The organism is Streptomyces sp. NPDC055078 (assembly GCF_053607985.1).
This window is the reverse complement of sequence record NZ_JBSGUP010000003.1, coordinates 1-19,700: the sequence shown is the minus strand read 5'-3', so window position 1 is coordinate 19,700 and position 19,700 is coordinate 1. Positions and strand designations below refer to the sequence as shown.

Sequence of the window (19,700 nt, the reverse complement as noted above, 5' to 3'; positions counted from 1 at the left end):
GCCGTACGCCCCCGGCTCAGCGCGCGAGCAGCGCCCGCGCGATGAACATCTGCATCGCCTGCAGCTCCTTCTCGCCGTCCTCGATGTCCCACAGACTGTTCTGGAGTACGCGGGCGAGCGTCCACGCCCGCGCCCGCTCCCGGTCGAGCCCCAGCCGCTCCGTCAGCAGATCGAACCGCCACAGGGTCTCGGTCGGCTCGAAGCGGTTGTCGAGGGCGGGCAGCAGATCGAACCCCGGGTCCCCGGCGAGCGGCTTGGGGTCGATGGCCAGCCAGGGTTCGCGCCCGGCGGCGAGGACGTTGTCGTAGTGCAGATCCCAGTGCAGCAGCCGGTCCCCGGGCTCGCCGATCACTTCCCGTACGGCTGCCGCGCAGTCCAGCAGCACCCGCCGCTCGTCCGGGTCGGCGAGGGACTTCACCGCGCCGGGCGCCTCGTCGAGCATGGCGGCCGCGATGTCGCCGAGCCGGCGCATCCCCTCCGGCGCGGGGACGGACGTCAGCCGGGCCAGCAGGTCCGCGAGAATCCGTACGGCGTCCCGCGAGTCCTCCACCGCGGTCAGGTGACGCCGGAAGTCCAGCCGCTCCAGCAGCATCGTCGCGGTCTCCGGGTCGTGTTCCAGCAGCCGTACGGAACCGTCCCCGTCCCAGACCCGCAGCGCCGTGGGCTCCCCCGCGCTCTCCTCGTCCAGGGCCTGGAGCTTGAGCGCCGCCGGCGTACCGTCCGGGCGCTCGACGGGCAGCACGAGCGCGCTCCAGCCGTGCATGGGGTCACCGGTCTGCCGCAGTTCCCAGCGCCGGAGGAACTCCGCCGCCCGCTCGGGCAGTACGGCGATGAACGCGCGGCCCGACTCCCCACCGTGTTTGTGCTGACTGGCCACCAGAGCCTCGGGCACCTCGATCATGGTCGCGATCGTACGACGGCATCCCCCGCCCGTTCCTCCCCTTTTTTGGCTCAGCCGCCCATCGGCCGCCCGTTTATGGCTCAGCCGTCCGTCAGCCGTCCGGCAGCCGTCCTCGTATGCGGTCGAGTGATCGCCGGATGCTCGCGGTGTGGGGGTGGTCGGGACCGAGGGCGGCCTCCGCGTCGGCCAGGGCCCGCTCGGTCAGGGGCAGGGCGTCCGTATGACGTCCGAGGCGGCTGAGCGTGCCGGCGAGGGTGTCCCGGCGTACGGCGGTCTCGGGGTGGCCGGGGCCGAAGGCGGCTTCGGCGACGGCCAGGGCCCGCTCGTCCAGCGGCAGCGCCTCCGCGTGGCGGCCCAGGCGGGTGAGCGTGTACGCGAGGTTGTTCAGCCGTATCGCGGTGGTGGGATGGCCAGGGCCGAGCGCGGCCTCGGTCACGGCGAGCGCACGCTGCCTCATGGGCAGGGCGTCGGTATGCCGGCCCAGCGCGCCCAGGGTACTGCCCAGGTTGTTCAGGAAGATCGCGGTGGTCGGATGGTCCGGGCCGAAGGCGGCCTCGGTCACGGCCAGCGCACGCTCGGCCAACGGCAGCGCCTCCGTATAACGGTCCAGGCGTCTGAGGATGTGCGCGATGGTGCCCAGGCGAATCGCGGTGGTGGGATGGTCGGGGCCCAGCTCGGCCTCGGTGACGGCCAGCGCACGCTCGGCCAGCGGCAGCGCCTCCGCGCGCCGCCCCAGCGCGCCCAGGATCCTGGCCAGGTTGTTCAGCCGGATGGCGGTGATCGGATGATCGGGACCGAACGCCGTCTCCGTGACGGCCAGCGCACGCTCGGCCAGGGGCAGCGCCTCGGCATGACGGCCCAGCGCATCGAGTGTGTCGGCGAGGTTGTTCAGCCGGATGGCGGTGGTGGGATGGCCAGGGCCGAGCGCGGCCTCGGTCACGGCCAGCGCCCGCTCGGCCAACGGCAGCGCCTCCGTGAGCCGGCCCAGGTCCTTGAGCGTGCCGGCGAGGTTGTTCAGCCGGACAGCGGTGGTCGGATGATCGGGACCGAGCTCGGCCTCGGTCACGGCCAGCGCACGCTCGGCCAACGGCAGGGCGGAGTCCGGTTGTCCCCGAGCCAAGAGGTAGTTGGCCGCGTCGGTGAGCATGGGGGCGACGCGTTCGGGCTGGGGAATGCCGTCGGTGTGCTCGGTCACGGCCTGGACGTGGGGCAGCAGTTGTTGCCAGGCGGGCCAGCTCTCGACCTCGCTCGGCACGTACTCCTCGGTGATCCGCCAGAGCGCGGCGACAGCGACCCGCGCGGGGTGGGGAACGGCTTCGGAGTCGGACGCGGCTTCGGGGTGGGGGGTGGCTTCCGGGTCGGAGGCGGCTTCCGGGTCGGGGGCGGCGGGTGTCCGGTCCCGGCGGATGCGCGGCAGCCACCGGTGCTTCTTCGCGGGTGGCGCGGGGGGCGCGGAGGGTGCGGAGGGCGTGGGTGGGTCTGGCGGGACCAGGGGGGCCGGTGGGGTAGTGGTACGGAGCACGGACTGAACCAGGCGGTGGACGGTGACGCTGGATTCCGTGAGCGTGATCATGTTGTACGCGGCGAGCAGCCCCAGGGCCCTGTCGACGTGGTCCCGGTCGGGCAGGGCGGTGTCCAGGACCGGACGCGGCAGGGGCGTGGGAGCGAGGTGGGCGAGGACGCGGAGCAGCCGTACGGCTTGGGGATCGGTGTCCTGGAGCGTGGTCAGGGTGAGGGACCAGAGGCGGGCGATGGTGCGCTGGTGGGTATCGCCGGGGGCGGCTTCGGCCAGTACGGCGGCGGGGTCGCGCCGGAGCCGGGCGAGATACGCCCCGGGTCCGATTCTGGTCCTGGCCATATAGGCACCGGCCTGGTGCAGAGCCAGGGGGAGACAGCCGAGTTCGTCCGCGAGTTCGGCGAGCGCCCCGGAGTCCGTGTCCGAGTCCGTGTCCGAGTCCGTGTCCGTCTGACCCGCGGTGAGGCCCCGCAGGACGGCCAGCGCCGCGGGCGGGTGGAGGGTGTCCAGGGCGAGGACGCTGCCGAAGCCCTGCCCGGTCAGATCGCGGCGGGTGGTGAGCAGTACCTGCCCTGAGGACAGGCGTCCCAGATACGGGCGTACCTGCGCGGGGTCCTCCACATTGTCCAGCACCAGCAGCCAGCCGGAGCGGCCCTGGAGCCAGGTCACCGCCCAGTCGGCCGCCTCGTCCAGCGGCAGGGAGGCGTGTACGGGGTGCACCGCCGCCGCCAGCGCGGCCAGTCCGCTGACGAGTTCCCCGGGCGACTCGGCGGTGATCCACCACACCGGGCCCCGCCCGTCGGCGAGCCACCGCCTGGCGTGGTGCAGCACCAGCGTCGTCTTCCCGACCCCGCCCATACCGGACACGGTCTGCGCCACCACACCCGCCCCGGCCGACGGCAGCCCCGCCAGCGACTCCAGCGCCTCGTCCCGCCCCAGGAACACCGCACTGTCCAGGCCGGGCAGATTGTGCAGACCTGCCACCTCGGCCTCCGACAGCGCCGGCCGCAGCGTGTCCTCGGGCAGTACGAGGACCCGCTGGCTGACCCGGACACCGTCTCCGGTGGCCAGCACCCCGGAGTTGTCGCGCACCGCGGCCGACCGCTCCCCGACCGCGGCCCGGTCCTCCGGCACGCTCATCGCTGGACCGTGCCCCCGTCACCCGTGATGATCACCCCGGAGTTGTCGCCGGTAGCGACCGACCGTTCCCCCGACGCCGTCACCCCCTGCCCCGCCGTTCCGCCCTGTCCCGCGGCCGGCTCCGGGGCCGGCTCCGGCGGCTCGGCCCGCGCGAACGACGTAGCGGCCCAGGCACCCAGCAGTCCCGCGATCACCGCCCCGGCCCCCGCCCCGGTCGCGATCCGCTCCGGCCGGTCCCACGGCAGCACCAGTTCCCCCAGCACCACACACAACCCGAAAACCGTCAGCGCCCCGACGATCACCAGCAACCACCGAACCGATTGCGTCACCTGAAACCTCCCGCCCGAGAACCAGCACCGTCGCTATCGTCCACCAGCGACAAACCCCACGGAAGCCGAAATCCGATACCGAACCGGCCGGTTGCCCGCACCGGACCCCCACGGGCCGCCGACCGAACCACCAGCCGGACCACCGACCGAACCACCGACCGGACCCCACGGAGGTGGCCGGGCCGCGGGACCGGTGCATCACCGATGGTCGCGAGGGCGCGGGTGACGGGTCCCGGGAGCGGGGCCACGGGTGGTCGATGCCGCGCGCCGACGGCATGCGGCCCGCTCAGGGGTGCGGGACGCGGGGGCCGGGGTTACGTTGTGGAACATGCCGGACTACGGACGTCCAGTGGAATTCGGAATGTTTCCCACACCCGATGCCACCCGGACCGAACAGGTGCTCGCCCTCGCCCAGCTCGCCGACCGGGAGGGCCTTGACCTGGTGGGTATCCAGGACCATCCGTACCAGAGCCGATTCGTGGACACCTGGGCCCTGATGGCCGTGGTGCTGGCGCGGACCGAGCGGGTGAGGGTGTTCCCGGACGTGGCCAACCTTCCCCTGCGGCCCCCGGCGGTCATGGCCAAGAGTGCCGCCAGTCTCGACATCCTCTCGGGCGGGCGCTTCGAGCTGGCGCTCGGCGCGGGGGCGTTCTGGGAGGCGATGGCCGCCATGGGCGGGCCGTCGCGGACACCGGGGCAGGCCGCGGGCGCGCTGGACGAGGCCATCGACGTCATCCGGCTCATGTGGTCGGATCAGCGCGCGGTGCGGTACGAAGGGGAGCACTACCGGCTCGCCGGCGCGCATCCCGGCCCCCGGCCCGTCCACCCGATGGGCATCTGGCTGGGCGTGATGGGGCCACGGCTGCTGAACGTGCTGGGCCGGAAGGCGGACGGCTGGTGCCCCTCGGTCAGCTATGTGCCGCCGCCGAAACTGCCGGACATGCAGCGGCACATCGACGACGGCGCCACCGCGGCCGGGCGCGACCCACGCGACATCCGCCGTCTCTACAACGTCTTCGGCGCCATCACCGACGGGCGGACCGGCGGCTATCTGGTCGGCCCGCCCCGGATGTGGGTCGAGCAGATCACCGCCCTGGTCGTGGACCACGGCATGGACACCTTCGTCTTCGGCGCCGAGTCCGACGACCCGCACCAGCACCAGCGCTGGGCGGCCGAGGTCGTCCCCGCCGTCCGCGAGGAAGTCACCCGCCACCGGGGCACGCCCGGCTGATCTCCCCACCACCCCCGCCCGGGGCCGCACCGCGCCGGGCCGCCCGGCCGGCGTTCCTGCCCGGCCACCTCGATAGGACCCACCGGTCCACTCCCCGGGCTGTTGAAGATCTGTTGAAGACACCGGGGCCTGCCCGCAACCCCATGCCCGGTCCCGAACCCACAACGGGGACCAGGACTGAGACCAGGGCTGAGACCGGCGACCGCCGCTCGGCACGTGCTCCGCGTCGCCGCCGTATCCGCTGAACGAAAAAGCCCAGCTGAGACGTCGTCTGAGCTGGGCTTCAGTGGAGCCCCCTGTCGGATTCGAACCGACGACCTACGCATTACAAGGGCCTGCAAGATCATGACGGGTGGTGCTGAGCGGTGCCACGGGATCCCGTTTACGCTGGTCAGGCGCTTGCAGCGTCGACCGCCATGACGGCGGGTCCGCACTGGTGCCATCCCGTCCGCTCACGCACCGCTCACGCATCAGGGTGAGGTGGCCCCAGCAGAACGTACGAAGAGAGGGGCTCCGGTTCGGAGCGCACTGCCACATCGCCATCGGCTAGGGTGCGCTCACACGTGGGGTGCGAGGATCCTCGCCTCTCCCACCCTCTCGGCAGGCGAGGGGTCCCGCGCATGTGGGGGTGGCCCCAAGGCCGAGCCCCGCAAGGGCTCCCTGCAATGGGTGGTCCCCGCACATGCGGGGGTGGTCCCCGAGAGCCTTGACTGCGGGATGTGCCGCACATCTGCTCCCCACGCATGCGGGGCTCCAAGCGGCTCGTGCTCGAGAAGATCACAGCAGCACCAAGGGCAGTTCGTCTTGGGCGTCACCGAGATGAACCGAGAGCCTTTACTTCGCGATGTCCTCGCTCATGGCCACAAAAGACGGAAGCTCAGGCTCCGCTGTGACAGGACGGGCTCGCTGCCCTAGTCTCTGCCCACGCGGGCTCTGTGCCCCCGGCCATCCAAAGCGGGAGGCCGCACAAGTACCCAACGCACCGTTCGCAGCGACGCCTTAGGTGTGCGGCCTCCCGTCCAAGAGCGCTTCAAACTCAAGGACGGGAGAAATTCTACCCATGCACCCTCTGGCCCAGCCTGCCCAGCCTCCGGACCCGCTCATCTGGCCACTCATCATCGCGATGATCATGGCTTCTCCCCAGCGGCCGTGGATGTGGGCAGTACTGGTGTCCGTCGGCACCGCGCTGTCCCTCTGGCACCGGCGCTGACTCGTCGGCGGGGGCTCGTCCACGGGCCCCCGCCCCCGGATCCGTCTGTTGCACCGAACCCGGATCCGCGCTGCGCCACACCAGCGACATGAAGGGCTCCCGGAGTGTTCCCTCACCCCTCTGCATCCGATGAAACACCTCCTCCCCGGCCGATCTCAGGAGCGCTTTCGGCGGCCGCCCGCTCCGCGTGGGCCAAGCACGACCGGAAGAGTGACGGCTGGATGCCTCTCTGGCGACATATGGCGGACAGCGGGAAAGTAGCCGGGAAGCTCTGGGCCGAGTGGCTGCCGGAGAGCGTCAAGTCCCAGATAGCAGAGGCCCTCCCCGGTGGGCAAAAAGATGCAGCCCTTTTGGTGACTTTCCTTGCGGCTACCCATGACATCGGGAAAATAACGCCCGCTTTCGCCTGCCAAGTGGAGCAATTGGCAGGCCGGATGCGGGACTGCGGTCTGGAAATGCTCACCGCCAAGGGGTACGGGCAGGATCGAAGGCTGGCCCCGCATGGCTTGGCGGGTCAGCTGATTCTGCAGGAGTGGCTGAAGGAACGCTTCGGGCTGGGGCCTCGTTTGGCGGGGCAGTTCGCGATCGTCGCGGGCGGGCATCATGGGGTGCCTCCGGGAAGCGAGCAGATTCACGATCTCCGGCTGCGCCCCCATCTCATGCGGCACACCGGAACAAGCGAGACGATATGGCGTCAGGCACAATTCGAGTTGCTGGACTGGTGCGCTGAACTGACCGATGTGGCCGCACTCCTGCCGTCGTGGCGTGAGGTCCGTCTACCGCAAACGGTCCAAGTTCTGCTGACCGCGGTCGTGATTCTCGCGGACTGGATCGCGAGCGCGCCGGAATTGTTTCCCTACGCGCCTGAGTCCTGGCATCCCGTGGGCCCGGAGGGAGAAGCCCGAAGGCTGCGAGCGGCTTGGGAGGGACTGGACCTCCCCGAACCCTGGCGCCCGAAGGTACCGACGGTGTCGCCCCAGCAACTGTTCGCTGCTCGCTTTCCGCACCTCAAGGGCGCCGATCCCCGTTCGGTCCAGAAAGAAGCCGTCCAACTGGCCTTGGAGATGAACCCGGGGGGGGTGCTGATCATCGAGGCACCCATGGGAGAGGGGAAGACCGAGGCCGCGCTCGCTGCGGCAGAAGTCCTCGCGGCGCGGTCCGGGGCCGGTGGGCTGCTCCTGGCGCTACCCACCAGGGCGACCGGAGACGCAATGTTCAAGCGGCTGCTGGCCTGGCTCGATGCGCTGCCGAAGGACGGGGCGCGCTCTTGGTCGGTGGTGCTGGCGCATGCGAAGGCGGCGCTTCAAGAGGCGTGGGCAGGTCTACTGCGTTCCGGCAGCCGCGCCGTATCGGCGATCGACCCGGACGGGGACGAGGGCATGGCTGCCGCACCGCGGGCGGCGGGCCCCGAGGCCAGGTGGCGCCCTTCGGGGCTTCACGCACATCAGTGGCTTCGCGGGCGCAAGAAGCAGTTGCTGGCATCCTTCGCCGTCGGGACAGTGGACCAAGTACTCTTTGCGGCGCTGAAGAGTCGGCATCTGGCACTGCGGCATCTCGCGGTCGCGGGCAAGGTCGTCGTGATCGACGAGGTGCACGCGTACGACGCGTACATGAACCGCTATCTGGACCGGACCTTGGAGTGGCTCGCCGCGTACCGTGTTCCGGTCGTACTGCTGTCGGCCACACTCCCGGCCGGCCGGAGGCAGGAACTGGCTGCCGCATACGCGGGACCGGAAGGTGCCGCGGGCGTCGAGATAGCCTCCGATGCGTATCCGCTGATGACAGCGGTGTCACCAGGCCGTGCCCCGATGATCGCGCGCCCGCCCGCAGCGTCCGACCGCGGTACCGAAGTCGTGGTCGAGCGGCTGGACGATGACTTGGACATTCTTGCCGATCGCTTGGAAGCAGACCTTTCCGACGGCGGTTGCGCGCTGGTGGTACGCAACACGGTGGGACGCGTGTTGGAGGCCGCAGAAGTGCTCCGAGAGCGATTCGGAACGGCGAACGTAACCGTCGTGCACTCGCGGTTTCTGGCTGCCGACCGGTCCGCCAATGACGCGGAGCTGCTGCGGCGGTTCGGGCACGGTGGTGAGCGCCCGGAGCGACATGTCGTTGTAGCGAGCCAGGTGGTAGAGGCTTCACTTGACGTGAGCTTCGACCTGCTGGTCACCGATCTGGCCCCGGTCGACCTCGTGCTCCAGCGTACTGGCCGCCTGCACAGACACCCTTCACAGCGTCCCGCCCGTCTCGCTACGCCCCGGTGTCTGATCACCGGAGTCGACTGGACCACCACGCCGCCCTCCCCCGTCGCTGGATCACTAGCGGTGTACCCGGGCGACTGGACGCTGCTGCGGGCGCTCGCCGCTCTTGAACCCCATCTTGACGGTTTGCCCCTGCGCCTGCCGAACGACATCAGCCCGCTGGTCCAGCACGCCTACGGCGAAGAACCCATCGGTCCGGAGGAGTGGGGCGAGGTGATCTCTGAGGCACGTGAGCGGCACGAGTCCCTGCTTGCGGCAAAGCGGGGCCGGGCGGATGCCTTTCTGTTGGGCCCGGTGCGTCAGCCGGGACGCCCCCTGTACGGATGGCTGGAGGCACACGCAGGGGACGCGGACGACAGCATGGCCGGCAGAGCGCAAGTGCGCGACAGCGAGGAGACCCTTGAGGTCCTGGTCGTACAGCGGGCGGCGGACGGAAGGTTGCGCACTGTGCCCTGGCTGGACAAGGGGGCACCTGGTGGAAGAGGGGGTCTGGATCTGTCCACGGACTTCCCGCCGGGCCGACGCGCTGCGGAGGCGGTGGCCGCTAGCGCGCTCACCCTGCCGGGACGCTTCAGCAAGCCCTGGCTGATTGATCGGACCATCCGGGAGCTGGAGAAGTTCCTGGTCCCGGCGTGGCAGGTGAAGGAATGCCCTTGGCTGGCTGGGGAGTTGCTGCTCGTCCTGGACGAGCGTTGTCAGACCCGTCTGTCAGGCTACGAGTTGAGCTATTGCCCCACTGAGGGGCTGCGGATCGCGGACCCCGTTGTGTCCACGGCCGATGGTGGCGCGTCCCACCAGGAAGCCGCGGATGCGGCGGATGCCCGGAGTCCGCTCGCGGACTGGAGGACTGTTGATGGTGTTACCCCTGAATCGGCCCATGCGAGGGGCCCGTTGACTTCGTCGCCGCCCGCCGCTGCCCCCGATGGGCACGGCTCCGAGCACAGCGGGCCTGCCGTGTTCAACCTCGTACGGGAGCCATGGCTACCCGTGCAGAGGATTGAGGACGGCGTGGTGGAGGAGATCTCCCTGCGGGAGGTCTTCGCACGGCCCGCCGAATTCCGGAGCATCGTCGGGGACGTTCCCACGCAGGAAATGGCGCTGTTGAGGCTGATGCTGGCCGTTCTGTACGACGCGCTGCAGGGTCCGGCGGACATCGAGTCCTGGGAGGAGCTGTGGGAGGGCGGGCCTGAGCCTTTCTCGGCCGTCCTGGAGTACCTGGATGAACATGCGGACCGCTTCGAACTCTTCGATGCCAAGAGGCCGTTCTTCCAGGTGCCCGACCTCCGCACAGGGAAGGACGACATTGCGCCGCTGAGCCGAATCGTCGCCGACGTGCCGACCGGTTCGGCGCTGTTCTCCATGAGACGGCCCGGGGTGGAACGTCTCTCCTTCGCGGAGGCCGCCCGATGGCTGGTGCACGCACACGCCTTCGATACCTCGGGTATCAAATCCGCGATGCAAGGAGACACCGAACGAGCCAGGGCAGGCAAGGTCTACCCTCTCGGCGTCGGTTCGCTTGGGCATCTGGGAGGTGTCTTCGCAGAGGGTGACACCCTGCGGGATTCCCTGCTGCTCAACCTCATCGCCTTTGAGAGTGCCTACCGCGACGGTGACTTCGGCCAGCGCATCGAGGAGGACAAACCGGTCTGGCGTCGGGAGATGCCCTACGGAGCCGGCGCTCGCAGTGGGACAGAAGGCGGCCCCGAGCCGCTGGGGCTGCGTGACCTCTACACCTGGCAGTCGCGGCGGGTACGTCTGGTACCGGACGGCGACTCGGTGACAGGCGTCGTCCTGGGCTACGGTGACCCGCCTGTTCAGCAGTCCCCCTGGTTGTTGGAACCGATGACCGCCTGGCGTCGCAGTCCTGTACAGGAGAAGAAGCAACGGCGCCCCCTCGTCTACGCCCCAGCCCGCCACGACCCGCGCCGGGCCGCGTGGCGGGGCCTTGAATCCCTGCTCCCCGCCCGCGGAAACTCGGCCGACTCCGGAGGCCGCACAGGGGATCCCCCCGCCAGAATCCGTTCCCGTATCGCCCGGTGGTTCACGGAGGTGATCACCGAGAGTGAAGTCGACCCGGGGATGCTGGTACGACTGCGCACGGTCGGAGTGGCCTACGGAACCCAGCAGTCGGTGATCGACGAGATCGTCGACGATGCCGTTCTCCTGCCCGTGGTGACGATGCATGGCGTCAACGCGGTCTACGGGGCCGCTGCGATCGATGCGGTGCACGACGCCGAGGACGCGGTGAACAGGGGACTTGGCAGACTCTCCGCCAACCTCGTCCGCGCCGCAGGAGGCGTGGATCCGGACACGGCCGCCGCGACGGCCCGTGACCTCGGATACGCGGCTCTCGATGGGCCGTATCGTCTCTGGCTCCGCGAGCTTGCCCGTCAGCCGGACCTGCTGGCGGCAAAACAGCATTGGCGCGAGATTGTGCGCCGACACATGCTGCGACTGGCTCGGCAGGAGATCCGTTCTGCCGGACCGGCTGCCTTCGAAGGCAGGTTCATCGATGTTCCCGGGGGATCCAAGATCCTCATGGACGCGGGCAGAGCGGAACTGTGGTTCCTCACACAGCTGGAAAAAGCCTTGGGGCAAGCACGGACCGGACCACAGCCCCAACACTCCACGAACCCACGCTCTTGAACGGCAATTCCGGGCCGGCCCCTGTCCGAGGGATCCCTCCAGGTGATTTTCGGCCACCCTCCCTGCTCTACCAGTCATCAGGAGAACACGCCATGGCACCCCAGACTCGAGCGTCTGCTGACGCCAACCCCGGCGGACCACCGCGAGCGGCCCAGTTGCCCTCGCTGCCCCAGATGACCGTGTCCCGCGTCGTGGGCCAGCTCCAGTCCGGCTACCAGTACGACTCCCCCTGGGCGGTGGCCAACGTGGCCCGTCTGCGCCGTGAAGCGGGACGGGACGCACATGTCTCCCCCGCCACCTGGGGTCTGGTGCACTTGGAGACACTGGCCGACCTGCGGGACGAGCGACGGGCAGCAGAACAGGAGTCTCGCGGTGCCGGCAACACCGCGCCCGCGTACCTGACCTCCACTGCCTATGTACGCCGGGAGGAGCTGGAGCACCGCGAGGACACCGCCGTGCATCTCGCCGTGACGCTGTGGGCGCTCCACCAGCAGTCACTACGGGATACCTCCATGCATGTTCCCGGATGGACCCTCGGCCGAGCAGTGCGACGGCTCGCTCATGGCGGCACAGGGAGACACGACGGGCATCTCGCCGAAGGCGGCGGAGCAACGGACAGCGACACTGCGGATTTGCGCGGCGGTGCAGCGACGCCCGAACCGGTCAACGAAGTCAAGGAGTCCGTACGGAAACGCTTCGTACGGGTCGGCAGCGCATCGGACGTCGAAGTGCTGGGTACCAGGCTGCGCGAATTGGTCCTGCTGCTCCGTACCGCGCGAATTCCGCTGGACTACGCGCACCTCGCTCACCAACTCCTCTGGTGGCAGGACGAGAACTTCCGGGACGATGTGAGGCGGGCCTGGGGACGCGATTTCCACCGCCGATACCGGCCCCGGAGCCCGGGGCAGGGCCGCAACGAGGTAGACCCGACCACCGGCCCTCTCCCCTCGTCCGACGACATGGACCTTGAGAACATCGACGGCGGCGACTGACACGGTCCCGCACCGCAGGGGCCGTTCGATGGCCTCCCCTCATCCCACCAGCGGCAGACAAGAGAACGGAACTCCCGTGACCCGCACGATCCTCGATATCCATATTCTGCAGAGCGTGCCACCGAGCAACCTGAACCGCGATGACACCGGCACGCCGAAATCCGCCTTCTACGGAGGGGTGCGCCGGGCTCGGGTGTCCAGTCAGGCGTGGAAGCGCGCCACTCGCGAGCGGTTCCAGGAGCTGCTTCCGCCGGAGGAACTCGGCGTACGAACCAAGAAAGTGGCGGAGGCGCTTGCTGGGCGCATCACCAACCTCGATCCATCGCTCGCCGACACCGCGGTCAAGCTGGCCGAGGAAATGCTGAACACCGTCACCGACTCCAAACTGGAAGTGCCGAAGCGGAAGTCGAAGAACGATGACGACGGTACTGCGATCGCTGAAGCAAAGTATCTGATGTTTCTCAGCGGGCGGCAGCTGGACGCGCTTGCCGAGCTGGCGGTGAAATCGAGCGGAGGCGGGGATGTCGAAACGCTCAAGAAGTCACTCAAAGGCAAAGAGCTGAAGGCCGAGGCTCGGAGTGCAGTCAACACCCGCCACTCGATCGACATCGCGCTGTTCGGCAGGATGGTCGCCGACTCCGCCGACCTCAACGTGGACGCGGCAAGCCAGGTCGCCCACGCGCTGAGCGTGCACCGCTCGGACATCGAGTCGGACTACTACACCGCCGTCGACGACCTCAATCAGGATTCCGAAACCGGAGCCGGAATGATCGGCACGGTCGACTTCAACTCTTCAACCCTGTACCGGTACGCCGCAGTCGACGTCGACGAACTGCATCGGAATCTCGGCGTCGGTCTGAGGGAGGACGAGCCGTCCGGCATGCCCACAGCCAAGGCCGTATCCGCCTTCCTGGAAGCGTTCATCACCTCCATGCCGACAGGGAAGATCAATTCCTTCGGCAATCACACTCTGCCCTCTGCCGTCCTCGTCACCATCCGGAATCGTCGGCCGTTGAGCTTCGTAGGCGCCTTCGAGGAGCCGGTGCCGAAGTCGGCACTGGGCGGCTTTCTCCGGGAGAGCTGCCGTCGACTCGCCGCCTATGTGCCGGACCTGCAGAAGCAGTACGGACTCGACGCCGACCAGACCTGGGTGTTCCGGGTCGGTGAGGAAACGGAGGACCTGGCAGCCCTGGGCACCGGAGTCACCCTAACCTCACTCCTTGATCAGGTCGGAGGCACGGTCGCCGAGCGACTGGAGTCCCGAACGTGACGACGATGCTGCTGCGTCTCGCCGGACCGCTACAAGCATGGGGTTCGTCCTCACGCTTCGTACAGCGCACCACGGAGAACGCCCCCACGAAAAGCGGTGTCCTGGGACTTCTTGCCGCAGCCGAGGGGCGCTCCCGAAGCGCAGACATCTCCGACCTTGCCGCGTTGCGCTTCGGAGTCCGGATCGACCAGCCAGGCTCGCGCCTGGTCGACTTCCACAAGGCCGAGAACGCGGACACAGGTCGGGTCATGCCGCTGTCCTATCGGTACTACCTCGCCGACGCTGTCTTCCTCGTGGCCGTGGAAGGAGAGCAGGAGTTGATCTGCCGCCTGCACGACGCCGTGGACGCACCACACTTCCTCCCGTACCTCGGGCGGCGTTCCTGCCCACCATCCCTGCCACTGCTGTTCGCCGACTCCCTCTCCGATCAACCGTTGGAAGCAGCCCTGCGCAATGTTCCATGGCAGGCGTCACAGTGGTACGTGCGGCAGCTCAAGCGGACGGCGGTCGCCACCGGACGAACACCGAGCACCGAGCAACTGGACCTGCTGCTCGACTGCGCTGTCGGTGAGACCCCGGACTTCTCCTCGCGCGACATACCGGTCAGCTACGACCCACGTCACCGGCAGTACGCCGTACGCGGCGTACGCACCGCCCACGTAAGTGCGCCCCCTTCACACGACCCGACCTCCCACCTGCGTCCGGTACTCGCTCCGCCAGGCCCGGGTACCAATGGCGGTCGCGCCGAGCGCGACGGCCCCCGTGAGGACGGTCCTGCTTGAAACACCCGACCCGCCAAGGACGTCTCCTAGGAACACCGATGTATCTGACTCGCTTCCGTTTCAACACTGCCCGGCGCGACGCACGACGGCTGCTGAGCTCCCCGAATCGACTGCACGGCGCCGTAAACGCGGCATTCCCCGATCCGCCTTCTCGCGACGGGAACGGCCCTCGTGTGCTGTGGCGGATCGACCCGGCACCGGCAGGCCGGATCGACCTCCTGATCTCCAGCCCGCACAGTCCCGACCTCACCCATCTCGTGGAACAGGCAGGCTGGCCGAGTCTGGGTGGAGAAGGCTGGAGCACTTTTGCCTACGGTGAGTTCCTGGACGGCCTCGGCGAAGGCGACCAGTGGGCCTTCCGGCTGACGGCCAATCCTGTGCACTACATCCGCCGCAAGGAGGATGCCCCCGGATCAGCCACGAAACGAGCCGCGCACATGACGCCCCGCCACCAAATCGGTTGGCTCCTCAAACACCAGGAGCGGGCCGGCTTCGCCGTGCTCCGCAGCAGGATCGATCACGATGCCCTGTCCACGGTGACACCCGCAGGGTGCAGCGAGGCTGACACGGGTGGGGAGATCGCCGTCCGGGTAGCCCAAAGCGTCCGCAGGACGGAGGCAGGGATCCCACAGACAGGGGATCAGCAGGGGTACGAAGTCGTCGTCCACACCCGCTCGCCTGTCCGGTTCGGCAAAGAACCGGACGAAAACGGCCCCGCCCCCACCAACGCTCGGTTTCCATCTGACGGCCGCACTCACTCCGGTCCACTGCGATCTTCCGCCTCCGATGTGCGCTTTGCCCAAGCGACCTTCGACGGCAGGCTCCAGATCACCGATCTCACAGCATTCCGACGCACCCTGACGCAGGGTCTTGGCAAAGCCAAGGCATACGGTTGCGGTCTTATGACCCTGGCGCCGGTGAGGTGAGGCCATGAGCACCATCAGCAGGCGAAGCCTTTCCTCCCCTCGGGAACTCACCCGTGTCAGCGATCGCGTCTCTTTCCTCTACCTGGAACGCTGCACCGTCCACCGTGACGACAACGCCATCACTGCGACAGATGCCGACGGCGTGACCCATATTCCCTCCGCCACCATCAGCACGCTGCTGCTCGGCCCCGGAACTCGCGTAACCCATCAAGCAATATCCCTTCTGGGTGAGAGCGGCGCTGCGGTGATCTGGGTCGGGGAACACGGCGTGCGCTTCTACTCCGGCGGACGCGCTCTCACCCGCTCGTCCGGACTGCTGGAGGCTCAGGCCACGGCGTGGGCGAACCGTCGCGCGCGAGTCGAGGTCGCGCGTGCCATGTATCGCATGCGCTTCCCGGACGAGGATCCATCAGGCCGTACGCGCGACGAGTTATTGCGTATGGAGGGTCGCCGAGTGAAGGAGTGTTACCGGCGGGAATCCGTCCGTACCGATGTGCCCTGGGTCAGACGCGACTACCATCGCGACAACTTCTCCGCCGGCGATGCTCCCAACCAAGGCATCACCGCCGCCGCCCAGTGCATGTACGGCGTCGCCCATGCTGTCGTCGCCGCGCTCGGCTGCTCTCCAGGGCTCGGTTTCGTCCACTCCGGACACGAGCGGTCCTTCGTCCTGGACGTCGCCGACCTCTACAAGACGGAGATTGCCATTCCCGCCGCCTTCGATGCAGCCGCTGAAGGCGATCACGACGTCCCCACCCGCACTCGCCGCGCACTGCGTGATCGCATCAACGCCACCAACTTGCTTGAGCGTTGCACAGAGGACATCAAGCGACTTTTCCACTACGAGGTCTCCGGGGATTCCGGAGTGGGGGTGGAGGAGGCCGATCATGTCGGACTCCAGACCGACAGCGGACAACTCCTCACCAGCGGGCGCAACTACGGAGACGAGCCGATCTGGTGACCGTCGTCATCCTCACAAACTGCCCGGCCGGGTTGCGCGGTTTTCTCACCCGGTGGCTTCTGGAGATCTCTCCAGGTGTGTTCCTGGGCTCGCCCTCCGCCCGCATCCGCGACATCCTCTGGGAAGAAGTCCGTACCTACTCCGGTCAAGGACGTGCTCTGCTCGCCTACAAGACCAACACCGAGCAGGGCTTCGCCTTCCGCACCCACGACCACGCCTGGCATCCCACAGATCACGAGGGCCTCACCCTCCTCCATCGCCCTGCTGCCCCACCTTCCGGTAGTCCCGCAAACCTTCAATCTGCATCCGGCGAACCACCCCGGCAGGGATGGAGCAAGGCGGCGAAGAGGCGAAAGTTCGGACGGTAGAAGCTGGAGGAGAGTTTTGCCGGAAATGCAAGCAAAGTCGGATTTTGGCAAAGTGGGTAAAATCCTGCTGCCGCTCTGACAAAGCCCCAGGTTGAGTCCTGTGGTCCCCGCGCCTGCGGGGGTGGTCCCCAGGTCGCCACCCAGCTCCTGGTCCTCATGAAGTGGTCCCCGCGCCTGCGGGGGTGGTCCCTGGCCGCGATCCGCACCTGGGCCCGCGCGAACGTGGTCCCCGCGCCTGCGGGGGTGGTCCCCGTCCGGCGCTGGTGTCCGGGTGGCAGATCTCGTGGTCCCCGCGCCTGCGGGGGTGGTCCCAGGCCATGACCGACGAGCACGGGACGGGCCGTGTGGTCCCCGCGCCTGCGGGGGTGGTCCCCGAAAGTTGTCGCCGGGCGGCCCCGCTCATCTGTGGTCCCCGCGCCTGCGGGGGTGGTCCCCTGCGCAAGTTCGCCTCGGAGGGCCGACAGCCGTGGTCCCCGCGCCTGCGGGGGTGGTCCCCGGCCCAAGTAGCGCACGCTCGTGAGCTGGACGTGGTCCCCGCGCCTGCGGGGGTGGTCCCGAGCTGCGGGATGGGTGGCTCGGCACGGTCCAGTGGTCCCCGCGCCTGCGGGGGTGGTCCCGCGAGCGCCTCCGGGTTGGTGGCCGCGCGGCGGTGGTCCCCGCGCCTGCGGGGGTGGTCCCACGTACCCACGACAGGTGCATGGCATGGGCCAGTGGTCCCCGCGCCTGCGGGGGTGGTCCCGAAAAGCTCGATGGCTATGTCGAAGGGGAAGTGTGGTCCCCGCGCCTGCGGGGGTGGTCCCCTCCCGGGTCCAACCGGAACATCGTCACCAAGGTGGTCCCCGCGCCTGCGGGGGTGGTCCCGGGTATCAGCCGGGGCCCAAGTTCACCAAGTAGTGGTCCCCGCGCCTGCGGGGGTGGTCCCCGCTTCTGGCGGCCGGCGAACGGCTCCACCGGGTGGTCCCCGCGCCTGCGGGGGTGGTCCCCAGGCGCCGGTGCTGTGGGCGAGGGCAACGTGGTGGTCCCCGCGCCTGCGGGGGTGGTCCCGGCCTGATGGAGGCTGGAAGCTGTTCCTAGCTGTGGTCCCCGCGCCTGCGGGGGTGGTCCACTCGATACGCAATGCCGCCCCGCTTCTGGTGGGGTGGTCCCCGCGCCTGCGGGGGTGGTCCCCATTCCTTATCGGCCATCGCCGCTCTCCTTCGGTGGTCCCCGCGCCTGCGGGGGTGGTCCCGGCACGTCATGCCTCCTGATACTCGATGCGGGGTGGTCCCCGCGCCTGCGGGGGTGGTCCCTGCTGAGGCGTCAGCCTCCGGCCGTAGTACTTGTGGTCCCCGCGCCTGCGGGGGTGGTCCCTTCTTGCCGCGCTCGGAGGTGACCACGCCCGGGTGGTCCCCGCGCCTGCGGGGGTGGTCCCGGGCTGGCGGTCCTCAACGCGGACGATCCAATGTGGTCCCCGCGCCTGCGGGGGTGGTCCCGGTGATTTCGTCGCGTACCTGGAGTTGAGGGTGTGGTCCCCGCGCCTGCGGGGGTGGTCCCTTGCAGAGGTACAGCAGCTCATCGGCAAAGATGTGGTCCCCGCGCCTGCGGGGGTGGTCCCCGTCCAGTCGACTCGGCTGGAGCTGTCCGGCAGTGGTCCCCGCGCCTGCGGGGGTGGTCCCCGGAACATCGTCACCAAGGCGTACGGCCACGTGTGGTCCCCGCGCCTGCGGGGGTGGTCCCCGGTCGGTCAGGTTCCGGGTGAAGGCGCTCCCGTGGTCCCCGCGCCTGCGGGGGTGGTCCCTTCGGCAGCACGGCCGGTACCGGTCTGATCCTGTGGTCCCCGCGCCTGCGGGGGTGGTCCAAGAGATTCGGTACGGCGTCGATTACTGGTCGGGTGGTCCCCGCGCCTGCGGGGGTGGTCCCCGGGGCCAGGCCGCCGGGACTCAGCCCAACACGTGGTCCCCGCGCCTGCGGGGGTGGTCCCTGCGGCACCCGCTGGGCGATGCGGGTCGACAAGTGGTCCCCGCGCCTGCGGGGGTGGTCCCCGGTCGATGGGCGTGTTCGCGCCCGACGAAGTGTGGTCCCCGCGCCTGCGGGGGTGGTCCCGGCATCATCGTTGACGCGAACAATCGGATCATGTGGTCCCCGCGCCTGCGGGGGTGGTCCCTGCTGCGCGGAGTGGTTGGCCCCATTGGTGAGGTGGTCCCCGCGCCTGCGGGGGTGGTCCCCGCCAGCTGCTCACCGGCCACGGCGAAGGGCTGTGGTCCCCGCGCCTGCGGGGGTGGTCCCTCCTTCGACGAGGCGCAAAACGGGACGGGGGAGTGGTCCCCGCGCCTGCGGGGGTGGTCCCGGGACCAGACCGACGGCGAACGTCTCGGGGATGTGGTCCCCGCGCCTGCGGGGGTGGTCCCGCCGCGTCCACCGCCGTCCAGGTGCTGTTGTCGTGGTCCCCGCGCCTGCGGGGGTGGTCCCGGGGGACCGGATCGCACGGACGACCGGCGGCGGTGGTCCCCGCGCCTGCGGGGGTGGTCCCCCATTCCGAGATATCGTCCGGGCAGGTGCTGCAGTGGTCCCCGCGCCTGCGGGGGTGGTCCCTCGAACACCGAGCTGGGCATCGTCATCGAACGGTGGTCCCCGCGCCTGCGGGGGTGGTCCCGAGGACGGGGCGCTGACTCCGGGCAACAGCGGGTGGTCCCCGCGCCTGCGGGGGTGGTCCCTGGCGGATGCGCGCGAGCCTGCCGCTGAGTCCGTGGTCCCCGCGCCTGCGGGGGTGGTCCACGCAGCCGCTGCCCGGTCAGCAGTTCAATGGCGTGGTCCCCGCGCCTGCGGGGGTGGTCCCGTCCTCGTAGACGGGGCCGTTGGGGTGCTGGGGTGGTCCCCGCGCCTGCGGGGGTGGTCCCCGGTGGTCGCCTGCACCTGGAGTGACACCGACCGTGGTCCCCGCGCCTGCGGGGGTGGTCCCAGCGGGCGAGTGGGCGGTGAGGTCGGGGTCGGGTGGTCCCCGCGCCTGCGGGGGTGGTCCCGGGGGTGGGGCCACAGCACTTACGACAGTGCCGTGGTCCCCGCGCCTGCGGGGGTGGTCCCCGCGGCTTCCGCGTCGGCGAGATAGACGACGGGTGGTCCCCGCGCCTGCGGGGGGGGTCCCCATCCATGGCGTCCACGAACTTCCTCGCTCTCGTGGTCCCCGCGCC

Annotated in this window: 12 protein-coding genes and 1 CRISPR repeat array; of the genes, 9 read left to right on the top strand and 3 right to left on the bottom strand. The window is 69.4% G+C overall.

Annotated features, from left to right (window positions below):
• Positions 1-16: 16 nt before the first annotated feature.
• The 3 genes from ACWF94_RS00715 to ACWF94_RS00705 form a co-directional block, all read right to left on the bottom strand.
• On the bottom strand, positions 17-901 hold the full coding sequence (locus ACWF94_RS00715; RefSeq protein WP_453483326.1) for an aminoglycoside phosphotransferase family protein: 885 nt from the start codon (positions 899-901) through the stop codon (positions 17-19).
• 91 nt (positions 902-992) lie between these two features.
• Entirely contained in the window at positions 993-3,557 is a 2,565-nt protein-coding gene (locus tag ACWF94_RS00710; protein ID WP_453483324.1) for a tetratricopeptide repeat protein, read from the bottom strand.
• Complete coding sequence (locus tag ACWF94_RS00705) at positions 3,554-3,886, bottom strand: hypothetical protein (protein WP_453483322.1); 333 nt, start codon at positions 3,884-3,886, stop codon at positions 3,554-3,556. Before ACWF94_RS00705 ends, ACWF94_RS00710 begins: the two co-directional genes overlap by 4 nt.
• A gap of 361 nt (positions 3,887-4,247) precedes the next feature.
• Here ACWF94_RS00705 and ACWF94_RS00700 point away from each other — a divergent pair, with 361 nt between their 5' ends.
• The 9 genes from ACWF94_RS00700 to cas2e all read left to right on the top strand — a co-directional run bounded on the left by ACWF94_RS00700 (position 4,248) and on the right by cas2e (position 16,533).
• Positions 4,248-5,117 carry an LLM class flavin-dependent oxidoreductase gene (locus ACWF94_RS00700; RefSeq protein ID WP_453483320.1) on the top strand — a complete coding sequence of 290 codons (870 nt, stop codon included), beginning with the start codon at positions 4,248-4,250 and terminating at the stop codon, positions 5,115-5,117.
• A gap of 1,060 nt (positions 5,118-6,177) precedes the next feature.
• Positions 6,178-6,327, top strand: a complete 150-nt coding sequence (locus ACWF94_RS00695) for a hypothetical protein (protein ID WP_453483318.1) — start codon at positions 6,178-6,180, stop codon at positions 6,325-6,327.
• A 152-nt stretch (positions 6,328-6,479) separates the two neighbouring features.
• Positions 6,480-11,234 (top strand): type I-E CRISPR-associated protein Cse1/CasA, encoded by a 4,755-nt coding sequence (gene casA / locus ACWF94_RS00690; protein ID WP_453483377.1) that lies wholly within the window; start codon positions 6,480-6,482, stop codon positions 11,232-11,234.
• A 92-nt stretch (positions 11,235-11,326) separates the two neighbouring features.
• Positions 11,327-12,226, top strand: a complete 900-nt coding sequence (gene casB / locus ACWF94_RS00685) for a type I-E CRISPR-associated protein Cse2/CasB (protein WP_453483317.1) — start codon at positions 11,327-11,329, stop codon at positions 12,224-12,226.
• Positions 12,227-12,302: 76 nt separating this feature from the next.
• The gene (cas7e, locus tag ACWF94_RS00680) at positions 12,303-13,496 is read left to right on the top strand and encodes a type I-E CRISPR-associated protein Cas7/Cse4/CasC (RefSeq protein ID WP_453483315.1); all 1,194 of its coding nucleotides are present in this window, start codon (positions 12,303-12,305) and stop codon (positions 13,494-13,496) included.
• Positions 13,497-13,501: 5 nt separating this feature from the next.
• Positions 13,502-14,278: a type I-E CRISPR-associated protein Cas5/CasD gene (gene cas5e / locus ACWF94_RS00675; protein WP_453483375.1), complete on the top strand. Its 777-nt coding sequence runs from the start codon at positions 13,502-13,504 to the stop codon at positions 14,276-14,278.
• Between the two features lie 38 nt (positions 14,279-14,316).
• Entirely contained in the window at positions 14,317-15,204 is an 888-nt protein-coding gene (locus ACWF94_RS00670) for a type I-E CRISPR-associated protein Cas6/Cse3/CasE (RefSeq protein ID WP_453483314.1), read from the top strand.
• Positions 15,205-15,208: 4 nt separating this feature from the next.
• On the top strand, positions 15,209-16,165 hold the full coding sequence (gene cas1e, locus ACWF94_RS00665; RefSeq protein ID WP_453483313.1) for a type I-E CRISPR-associated endonuclease Cas1e: 957 nt from the start codon (positions 15,209-15,211) through the stop codon (positions 16,163-16,165).
• Positions 16,162-16,533 carry a type I-E CRISPR-associated endoribonuclease Cas2e gene (gene cas2e / locus ACWF94_RS00660; RefSeq protein ID WP_453483311.1) on the top strand — a complete coding sequence of 124 codons (372 nt, stop codon included), beginning with the start codon at positions 16,162-16,164 and terminating at the stop codon, positions 16,531-16,533. The genes cas1e and cas2e overlap by 4 nt, the downstream gene beginning before the upstream one ends.
• A 100-nt stretch (positions 16,534-16,633) precedes the next feature.
• Positions 16,634-19,654: direct repeats of the CRISPR family, unit length 29 nt; unit sequence GTGGTCCCCGCGCCTGCGGGGGTGGTCCC.
• Positions 19,655-19,700 lie beyond the last annotated feature (46 nt).

Excerpts from the sequence above, each read along its gene's own strand:
- ACWF94_RS00715 (WP_453483326.1), bottom strand. The coding sequence starts at position 901 with ATGATCGAGGTGCCCGAGGCTCTGGTGGCCAGTCAGCACAAACACGGT.
- ACWF94_RS00710 (WP_453483324.1), bottom strand. The coding sequence starts at position 3,557 with ATGAGCGTGCCGGAGGACCGGGCCGCGGTCGGGGAGCGGTCGGCCGCG.
- ACWF94_RS00700 (WP_453483320.1), top strand. The coding sequence starts at position 4,248 with ATGTTTCCCACACCCGATGCCACCCGGACCGAACAGGTGCTCGCCCTC.
- ACWF94_RS00695 (WP_453483318.1), top strand. The coding sequence starts at position 6,178 with ATGCACCCTCTGGCCCAGCCTGCCCAGCCTCCGGACCCGCTCATCTGG.
- casB (WP_453483317.1), top strand. The coding sequence starts at position 11,327 with ATGGCACCCCAGACTCGAGCGTCTGCTGACGCCAACCCCGGCGGACCA.
- cas5e (WP_453483375.1), top strand. The coding sequence starts at position 13,502 with ATGCTGCTGCGTCTCGCCGGACCGCTACAAGCATGGGGTTCGTCCTCA.
- ACWF94_RS00670 (WP_453483314.1), top strand. The coding sequence starts at position 14,317 with ATGTATCTGACTCGCTTCCGTTTCAACACTGCCCGGCGCGACGCACGA.
- cas1e (WP_453483313.1), top strand. The coding sequence starts at position 15,209 with ATGAGCACCATCAGCAGGCGAAGCCTTTCCTCCCCTCGGGAACTCACC.